Annotated in this window: 5 protein-coding genes; 2 read left to right on the top strand and 3 right to left on the bottom strand. The window is 70.1% G+C overall.

The annotated features are described in order from the left end of the window. Positions 1–2,422: penicillin-binding protein 1B (gene mrcB, locus FW784_RS09720; RefSeq protein ID WP_149353151.1), on the bottom strand; the 2,422-nt coding region annotated here is incomplete at its 3' end. Between the two features lie 130 nt (positions 2,423–2,552). Here mrcB and FW784_RS09715 point away from each other — a divergent pair. Then, positions 2,553–4,646, top strand: a complete 2,094-nt coding sequence (locus FW784_RS09715) for a glycosyltransferase (protein ID WP_149353150.1) — start codon at positions 2,553–2,555, stop codon at positions 4,644–4,646. Between the two features lie 17 nt (positions 4,647–4,663). Here FW784_RS09715 and FW784_RS09710 read toward each other — a convergent pair whose 3' ends face one another. Next, complete coding sequence (locus FW784_RS09710) at positions 4,664–6,820, bottom strand: RelA/SpoT family protein (RefSeq protein ID WP_149353149.1); 2,157 nt, start codon at positions 6,818–6,820, stop codon at positions 4,664–4,666. Positions 6,821–6,877: 57 nt separating this feature from the next. On the opposite strand from FW784_RS09710, the gene FW784_RS09705 reads away from it, so the two are divergent. Beyond that, on the top strand, positions 6,878–7,372 hold the full coding sequence (locus tag FW784_RS09705; protein ID WP_149353148.1) for a hypothetical protein: 495 nt from the start codon (positions 6,878–6,880) through the stop codon (positions 7,370–7,372). A 16-nt stretch (positions 7,373–7,388) separates the two neighbouring features. Here FW784_RS09705 and FW784_RS09700 read toward each other — a convergent pair whose 3' ends face one another. Continuing rightward, the gene (locus tag FW784_RS09700) at positions 7,389–9,317 is read right to left on the bottom strand and encodes a DUF3418 domain-containing protein (protein ID WP_425481626.1); all 1,929 of its coding nucleotides are present in this window, start codon (positions 9,315–9,317) and stop codon (positions 7,389–7,391) included. Positions 9,318–9,422 lie beyond the last annotated feature (105 nt).

Genomic DNA, 9,422 nt, shown 5'->3' with positions numbered 1-9,422 from the left:
GCTCCGGCGGCGGCGCACGCTTGGCCGGATCGGGGTCGCCGGAGCGGTCGCCCCCGAACAGGGAATTCCAGAACCCGCCGCCCTGTTCCGGCGGCGGCGAGGCCTCGCCGTTGTCGGTGGGCGCACTCGGCGCCGCGACGTACGGGCACGGCTCATGCGAAGGCGCGTAGCCCGGCACGAACGGGAAGCGGTCGGCGCCCGGGCAGCCGCTGTCGGTGGTGTGGCTGCCGGCCACCCACTCCCAGTCGATGCCGTCTTCCGGCAGCGTCAACTGCGCAGACGGCAGGTGCGCGAACAGCGACGACCAGACGCGCATGGCGCCGGTCGCGCCGTACAGGCCGGTCATCTTGTTCTGGTCGTTGCCGACCCAGATCACCGCGAGGTGATCGCCCGTGAAACCGGCGAACCAGCTGTCGCGGCCGTCGTTCGACGTGCCCGTCTTGCCCGCCGGCGACAGATTGCCGCGCCCGTCGGTGATCAGTTGGTGCGCAGTGCCGTGGTTGACCACCTGCTGCATTCCATAGGTCACCAGCCGCGCGGCCACCGCGTCGCCGGGCTGCGCGGGTGCGGACGGCTTGTCGTAGCGATTGAGCGCGCGGCCATTCGCGTCGAGCACGCCGCGCACGGCGCGCAGCGGCTGGATGCGCCCGCCCGAGGCGAGGAACTGGTAGAGCTGCGCCATCGCATACGGGCTCTCGTCGACCGCGCCGAGGATCAGCGACGGATTCGCGTTGCCTTCGATCTCGATGCCGGCGAGCGTGCGGATCAGGTCGGCGAGCCGCTGCGGCGTCACCTGCATGCCGACGCGGACCGTCGCCTGGTTCATCGACTGCGCGAGCGCGTCGACGATGCGCACCGTGCCGTGGCTGTGCCCGTCCGAATTACCCGGCGACCACGGCTTGCCGCCCTGGATCTTCACCGTGATCGGCGAATCCTCGACGTAGCTGGCGAGCGACCATTTCGACGGTTCGGCCAGCGCCAGCAGGTACACGAAGGGCTTGAGCAGCGAGCCGACGGGACGCTGCGCTTCGACGGCGCGGTTGAAACCGTGCTCCGTGAATTCGCGCGCGCCCACGGCCGCCACCACCTCACCGCGATGCACGTCGGTGACGATGACGCCGGCCTCCAGCGTGGGGCGCTTGGCCGACGCAAGCTGCCGCAGCGTCTTGGTTACGGCGCCTTCTGCATACGCCTGTGCCGACGGCGACATCCCGGTCATCACGCTCAGGCCCGCGCCAACGAGGCCTTCGGACGGATAGTCGCGGGACAGCTGGCGCCGCACGAGGTCGACATACGCAGGGAACCGGTTCGGCGCCAGCGTGGTCGGGTTCGCCGTGACGCCGAGCGGCGCCTTCTGTGCGCGGTCGTGTTCGGCCTGGTCGATCAGCCCGGTCTCGAGCATCTTGTCGAGCACGAAGTTCCGACGCTCGAGTGCGCGGTCGCCATGCTCGCGCGGGTCGTAGTACGACGGGCCGCGCACGATGCCGATCAGCAGTGCGACCTGCTCCGTCGACAGGTCCTTGAGGTCGCGACCGAACCAGAATTCCGCGCCGGCGGCCACGCCGCGGATCGCCTGGGAACCGTGCTGGCCGAGGTAGACCTGGTTGAAGTAGGCCTCGAGGATCGTGCTCTTGTCGTAGCGGGCCTCGATCAGCAGCGCGTACAGGATTTCCTTGAACTTGCGGCTGAAGGTCTGTTCCTGGCCGATGCCCAGCAGGCCGCTGCGCGCGAGCTGCTGGGTGAGCGTGCTCGCGCCCTGGCGCTTGCCGCCGGAGCGCAGGTTGACGATCGCGGCGCGCACCATGCCCGAGATGTCGATGCCGATGTGATGGTTGAAGTCGCGGTCCTCGACCGCCTGCAGGCCCGTGACGAGCAGGTCGGGCACTTCATTGATGCGCACCAGGCGCCGCTCTTCCTGCTTCTGGCCGTAGAGCGTGGCGATGCGGGCAGGGTCAAGTCGGTGCGAGCGAAGGCTGCGATGCGCGGCGGCGTCGCGCACGGCCATCACGCGCCCGCCCGAGAGCAGGACTTCGATGCGGCGCGCCGGCACCACGCCGTCGACATCGTGGAAACCGCGGCTGGCGATCAGCCAGCGGCCGCCCTGCTGCGCGTAGGTTCCCTCGCGCACACCATCGCCGGCGCGATAGGACGCGGCGTCGAGTTCCGTCTTGAGTGTCGGCGCGTCCAGGACGAGGCCCGGGACGAGCTCCAGCGGTCGGGCATAGACGCGCGTCGGCAACTGCCATTGCAGCTGCCCGAAGCGCTGCCCCACCTCGTGGTTCAGGTAGGTCACGTAAGGGATCAGGAACCCCAGCGCCAGGCCGCCCAGCACGAGCGCGATGGTCAGTGCGCGGCGAAGCCAGAGCGGTCGTTCGCCGGCGCCGCCGGCATCCTCGTCTTCGTCGTAATCGATTCGGGCCACGGAGTGCGAGAATGAAGGGCTGTTGCCCGCTGGCCGCGAGTCTAGCGCAGGCACGCGCCGCGCCCGGCCGGACCGATGGCACGGTTCACGCGGAATTGGAGCTTCACCCCATGTCGAGGTACCCGATTCCGTGAGCTGGGCCGGACTTCGCTTCTCACTGGTCCGCGCGGCGGGCCTGCTCCGTCGAGCCAGCGCGAGCCTGCGTTCGAGGGGCCTGGGCGGCACGCTTTCGCGCGTGCGCGACCACGTTGGCGTGGGCGCGCCACGTCCGTCGACGACGCTGTACCGGCCCGCATCGCCGGGAACGGTCCCGGCCGCGCTCGGTACGTCGGCCACGGCGCCGATGGCCAGCATCGTGATTCCGGTGTACGGCCACCTGGCGCACACGCTCGAGTGCCTGCAGGCGCTGGCCGAGCATCCGCCGACCACGCCGCACGAAATAATCGTGGTGGACGACGGCTCGACCGACGCCACGCCGGCCATCCTCCCGGGCATCGCCGGGTTGCGCTACCACCGCCGCACGGGCAACGGCGGATTCATCGCCGCCTGCAACGACGGCGCGGCGCTCGCGCGCGGCGAGTTCCTCGTCTTCCTCAACAACGACACCGTGCCGCAGCCCGGCTGGCTGGAAGCGTTGCTCGCGACCTTCGCCACGCATCCACGAACCGGCCTCGCCGGGGCGCAGCTCGTCTATCCGGATGGCCGTCTGCAGGAGGCCGGCGGTCTCGTCTTCTGCGATGCGTCCGGGTGGAATTACGGGCGGTTCGGCGATCCGTCGGATCCGCGCTACGCCTACTCACGCGAGGTGGACTACTGCTCCGGCGCAGCGATCGCGCTGCGGCGCGACCTGTTCAAGCGAATCGGCGGCTTCGACACGCGCTATGCGCCTGCCTATTACGAGGACACGGACCTCGCGTTCGCCGTTCGCGCGCTTGGCCTCGAAGTCCGCTACCAGCCGGCATCGCGCGTCGTCCACTGCGAGGGAGTCACTTCCGGCACCGACGAGAATGGAGGAACGAAGGCCTTCCAGGGCATCAACCGGCTCAAGTTCCTCGACAAATGGCAGGACGTGCTCCGGTCGCACGCGGCGCCGGGCGCCGATGCCGACACGGCGGCGCGGCCGCGGCGTCGCACCGTCCTCGTCATCGATGCATTGACGCCCGACAGCACGCGCGATTCTGGCTCGGTGCGCCTGGTCAACCTGATGCGCCTGCTCATGGACGAAGGCATGCATGTCGTTTTCATGCCCGCGAACCGGCGCGATGCCGGCGCGGCCACGGCCCGCCTGCAGGCCATGGGCGTGGAATGCTGGCATGCCCCGCATGCGGCGCGCGCGCCCGCATGGCTGCGCGCGCACGGTCCACGTTTCGACGCCGCCATCCTCTGCCGGCACTACGTGGCCCGCGAGTTCGTGCCATTGCTGCGGAGCCACGCGCCCGGCGCACGCGTCGTGTTCGACACCGTCGACCTGCACTACCTGCGCGAACGTCGCGGGGCCGAAGCGTCCGGCGATGCGGCAGCTTTACGCGCCGCCGCCCGCACGCGGGAACTCGAGCTCGACGTCATCCGCCGCAGCGACGTCACGTGGGTCGTCAGCGAGGTTGAACGCGCGCTGCTGGCGGACGAAGCGCCGCAGTCGCGGGTCGAAGTGGTGTCGAACGTGCATGAACTCGCGGGGCCGGGCCGCGCCTTCGGAGAACGACGCGATATCGTCTTCGTGGGCGGTTTCCGGCATCCGCCGAACGTCGACGCGGTGCTGTGGTTCGCGCGCGAGGTGTGGCCGAAAGTGCGCGCGCGGCGCGGCGACATCACCTTCCATTGCATCGGTGCCGACGCACCCTCGCAGATCCAGGCGATCGCCGACATCGACGGCATCCGCCTTCACGGCCATGTCCCCGACCTCGACCCGTACATGGACGGCGCGCGCATCGCGGTGGCGCCGCTGCGCTATGGCGCGGGCGTCAAGGGCAAGGTCAACCTCAGCATGGCCCACGGGCAGCCGGTGGTCGCGACGACATGCGCCGTCGAAGGCATGCACCTGCGCGACGGCGAGGACGTGCAGGTCGCGGACGATGCCGATGCGTTCGCGGCCGCCGTGCTCCACCTCTACGACGACGAAGCGTCGTGGACGCGGCTTTCCGCGAACGGGCTGGAAAACGTTCGCCGGCACTTCTCCGCAGCTGCCGCGCGCGTGGCGGTCCGGCGGGCGCTGGCGCTCGACTGAGTCGTCGCGCCCGTCGATCAGGCGCGGCGCGCCTGCTCCACGCCGGGCAACGCGGCAAGCTTGCCGAGCACGCTCGACAGCTGGCCGTAGTCGGCGACGCGCAAGCGCAGTCGCACGGTCAGCTGCGTGCCGCCGCGCACGTGTTCCGTGTTCAGGCTGCCCAGCCCCGCGCCGGATTGCGCGACAAGGTTCGTGATTTCCTTGAGCAGCCATTTTCGATCGATGGCGAGCAACTCGACGTCGACCTCGTAGCCGCTGCCCGCCCGGCTCCATTCGACCGGAAGCACGCGCTGCGGCTCGGCGGCGGCCAGTCGCTGGAACGCAGCGCAATCGGGACGATGCACGCTGACGCCGCGCGCACGCGTGAGGTAGCCGGCGATCGCTTCGCCCGCCACGGGCTGGCAGCAGCGCGCGATCTGCACCAGCAGGTTGCCCACGCCCTGCACCGTGAACTCGCCCTCTCGACCGCTACGCGGCTTTCGCGCGGGGGCAGGCGCGGCCGGTGCCGGCGCGGATGCCTCGTGTGCCGCGCGCTCGTGCTCGAGCAACGCGCGCCCCACCTGGTGCGGCCCGACGTCACCGAGCGCGACCAGCACGTGCAGGTCCGCGTCGCTGGCTGCATGAAACCGTTCGCGCGCGGGCGAGAGATCGGCATTCAGAAGCGACAGGCGTCGCAATTCCTTCTCGAGCATTTCGCGCCCGGCCTGCTCGTTGCGCGCGCGGTCGAGCCGGTTGAACCACGTGCGCACCTTCTCGCGCGAGCGCGCGCTGGCGAGGAACCCGTTCGACGCGATCAGCCAGTCGCGGCGCGGCTCGGACACCTTGCCCGTGAGGATCTCGACGTGGTCGCCGCTGCGCAGCCGGTGGTCGAGCGACACGATGCGGCCGTCAACCTTGGCACCGCGGCAGCGATGCCCGACGTCGGTGTGCACGTGATAGGCGAAGTCCAGCGGCGTGGCGCCGGCGGGCAGGTCCACCACCTCGCCCTTGGGGGTCAGGACGTAGATGCGGTCCTCGACCAGCTCGCTGTCGAGTTCGCCTTCGAGCACGCCCTCCTCGCCCGACTGGTCGAGCAGGCGCCGCATCCAGGCAATCTTGCGTTCGAACGCGGCGGTCGCTTGGCCGCTGGAGCCGCCCGGCCCGCCGCCTTCCTTGTACTTCCAGTGCGCGGCAACGCCCAGCTCCGCCTGGCGATGCATGTCGTGCGTGCGGATCTGCACCTCGAGCGTCTTGCCTTCGGGGCCGATCACCGCGGTGTGCAGCGAACGGTAATCGTTGCGCTTGGGGCGCGCGATGTAATCGTCGAACTCGCTGGGCACCGGCACCCACGTCGCGTGCACGATGCCGAGTGCCGCGTAGCAGGCGGCGACGTCGTCGACCAGCACCCGCACGGCGCGCAGGTCGTACAGCTCGCTGATCGGCACGTGCTTGCGCTGCATCTTCTTCCAGATGCTGTAGATGTGCTTGGGCCGGCCGGCGACGTCGGCATTGATGCCCTGTGCCTGCAGCGCGGCGCGCAGCGTCGACTTCACGTTCTCGATGTACTGCTCGCGCGCGGGCCGCTTCTCGTCCAGCAGGCGCGCGATCTGCTGGTAGGTCGCCGGCTCCAGGAAACGGAACGCCAGGTCCTCGAGTTCCCACTTGAGCTGCCAGATGCCCAGCCGGTTGGCGAGTGGCGCGTGGATGTCGCGCGTGAGCGAGGCCAGCGCGCGCTGTTCCTCCTCGGGCAACGCTGCCGCAGCGCGCATGCGTGCGAGCTGCCGCGCGAGCAGGATCGGAACAACGCGCAGGTCACGCACCATTGCGAGCAGCAGGCGACGCAGGCCCTCGCTGCCACTCCCGCCGGGATGCCGCGCGTGCAGCGTCCACACCGGTTCGGCGGCGCGCTGGCTTTCGACGAGTGCCGCGACCGCGGGAAAGCGCGTGTTGAATGTTGCGCCGAGCGCCTGCGCCAGGCCGGGCCAGTCGTACAAGAGCGCGGCAGCGACGACTTCCCCGTCCGCATCGAGAACGCCGAGCGCACCGAGCACGGCGTCGACCATCCCCCACCGCGAGTCGTCGATCGCCGGCACCGCGGCCGCCTTGAGCGCGTCGCGAAGCGCCGGGCCGAGCGTGGCGCACGCCGGATGGCCGAGCGCGTCGGTGAAGCCATGCGTCGGCGGCGGCGCGTTCATCGAAATGCCGGGGCGGAGCGATCTACACTAGCCGGCATCCGTCCGGAGGAACAGTTCATGGCCCTTGCACGATCGCGCGCCCTCGTCCTCGCCGTCGCATTCGCCTGCACGGCCTCCGCGGCCCATGCGGCGGCGCCGCCGATCCAGCAGCAGATGTCCACCGAGGAGTTCAAGGCCACCGGCCTCGACAAGTTGTCCCCCGACGAACTGGCCCGGCTGAACACCTGGCTCGGCCGCACGATCGAGACGGAAGCGGCCAAGGCGGCCGTCGCCGCGAAGAAGAAGGTCGAGGACGACAACCGCGGCTTCTTCAACTTCGGCTCGACCGATCCGATCAAGTCGGCGATCACCGGCGAGTTCCGCGGCTTCGGCCAGGGCCGCGTATACACGCTCGACAATGGCCAGGCGTGGCGCCAGATCGACGAGGCAAGCCTCGCGGGCGTGCGGCTGACCCATCCCGACGTGGTCGTCTCGCCGAGCCTCGTCGGCAATGCCTGGTACTTCGCGGTAAAGGGCTACGGCACCCGCGCGAAGGTCATCCGCGTCAAGTAGCGCGCGACGCGGCGGCTCAGCCCGACAGTTGGGCGAGCCGCTGCGCGAGTTTCTTGGGCGAGACGCCGCTACGCGCGCCCAGTTCCTGTGCGAACAACGATACGCGCAGCTCCTCCAGGTCCCAGCGCAAGCCATCCCATTCGGGATCGCCGGAACCGGCGTTTTCCAGCGCCTGCACGAACGGTCGCAGCTCGAGCATGCGGGCCTGGTCGCGCGCGGGATCGCGAAGCGCGCGTTCGGCGCGCAGCGCGAGCGCCTTCAGGTAGCGCGGATACTCGCGTAGCGCGGCGGCGGGTGTGTCGCGCAGGAATCCCGGCGGCGTCAGCCATGCCAGGTGCGCGCGCATGTCGTCCAGGTTGCCGCTCGCCCAGCCCATCAGCGGTGATTCGAACTTGGCACGTGCGTCCGCGACGGCCGCCAGGATCGCTTCGGCCTGGCGCAGGCGGTTGGTGGCCTCGGGAAACAGGCCCTTCGCGACCTGTTCGAGCCGCGCGTCGAACGCGTCGGAATCTCGCACGGCTTCGAGACCCTCCGCGGTAAGCGCGTCGAAGGCGCCGTCGACCAGGTCGAGCCGAAGGCGGTCGCCTTCCTTCAGCGACCCGGCCTCGCCACCGCGCTTCGCGGCGGACTCGATGGCCGCGTAGAGCAGCGCGGTCTTCGGCGAGACCGGCAGTTGCTTGCGCGCCTGTCGCATGCGATCGGCGAGTGCGATGCGAAGCAGGCGACGCACGCCACCCGGATGCGAGCGCATGGCTTCGTCTCGTTGCGCGAAGACCTGCAATGACGCGGTATCGCCGTCGTCGTGCAGTGCGGGGAACGCGGGCACGCCGCCTGCGCCGCGCACCGCTTCCGGTATGTGCGTGGGCGGGAACGCGGTCAGCGCTTCCTGCGCAAGGCCGGTCGACGCCGTTTCCGCGAACGCGTCGGCGGCGAGCGCGCCGAACCGTTCGCGAAGGTCGCCGAGGTCGCGCGATTCGGCGAGCACGTGCCGGCCGTCGCGGTCGAGAAGGCGCAGGTTGGTGCGCAGGTGCGGCTCGATCGTCGATTGGTCGAAGTCGAGCGCGGACACGGGAACGCCCGTGAGCCTGGACAGGAAGCGTGCAAGGGTGCCGCCGAAGGTGTCGGGCTCGGCCGGGCGCCCGCCGCTCCATGCGCCGTGCGCTTCCGCGAAGGCCCGGGCGAAGTCGGGCGCGGGAACGTAGTTGCGACGCTGGGCCTTCGGCAGTGAGCGGATGAGCGCGGCCGCCTTTTCGCCCACGAAGCCCGGCGCCAGCCACGACAGTTGCGGCTCGTCGAGTGCGTTGAGCAGGTGCAGGGGAACGGCGATCGTCATGCCGTCGTCCGCGGCGCCGGGCTCGAAGCGATAGCGAACGGCGAGCTGCGCGTCGCCCATGCGCAGGAACGGCGGGAAGCGCGACGCGGTGGTGGCTTCGCCGATCATCAGGTCATCGAGCGACCACTCGAGCGTCGCCTTGTCGGCCGGCGGCAGCTTGGCGTACCAGGCGTCGAGCGCCTGCACGTTGTGCACGTGCGCGGGAAGGCGGTCGAGGTACCACTGCGCCATCCAGTCGTCGTCCACGACGAGACCCGCCCGGCGCTGCTTCGCTTCCTCGTCCTTCGCCTTCTCGAGCACCGCGAGGTTCTTTTTCACGAACACCGAGCGCGTGTTGATCTCGCCGGTAACCAATGCATCACGCGCGAAGATCGGGCGGCTTTCTTCGGGAAACAGCGCCCCGTAGTGGATCGGCCGCTTGGGTGCGAGCACGAGCCCGAACAGCCCGATCTGCTCGCTGCCGATGACCCGCCCCTGCGCACGTGACCAGCGCGGATCGCTCTGCCGGCGCGACAGCAGGTGCGGCAGTTCGTCGATCGCCCACTGCGGTTCGATCGCGGCATTGATCAGCGCCCAGACGCGCTCGGTATCGAGCAGCGTCGCCGACAGCACCCACGGCGGCGGCTTCTTCGCGAGCGGCGAGCCGGGGAAGAGCTGGTACTTGCGGCCGCGCGGGCCCTCGAAGCGCCGGTCGGCGCGCTGGCCGATTTGAGATCA

It is taken from the genome of Cognatilysobacter lacus (assembly GCF_008274655.1).
Taxonomy (GTDB): Bacteria; Pseudomonadota; Gammaproteobacteria; order Xanthomonadales; family Xanthomonadaceae; genus Cognatilysobacter; species Cognatilysobacter lacus.
Note: the sequence above shows the minus strand (reverse complement) of the source record. Positions and strands in the feature narration are given on the sequence as shown.

What these genes read in the sequence shown, in the direction of transcription:
- FW784_RS09710 (WP_149353149.1), bottom strand. Translation starts at nt 6,820, where the DNA reads ATGAACGCGCCGCCGCCGACGCATGGCTTCACCGACGCGCTCGGCCAT.
- FW784_RS09705 (WP_149353148.1), top strand. Translation starts at nt 6,878, where the DNA reads ATGGCCCTTGCACGATCGCGCGCCCTCGTCCTCGCCGTCGCATTCGCC.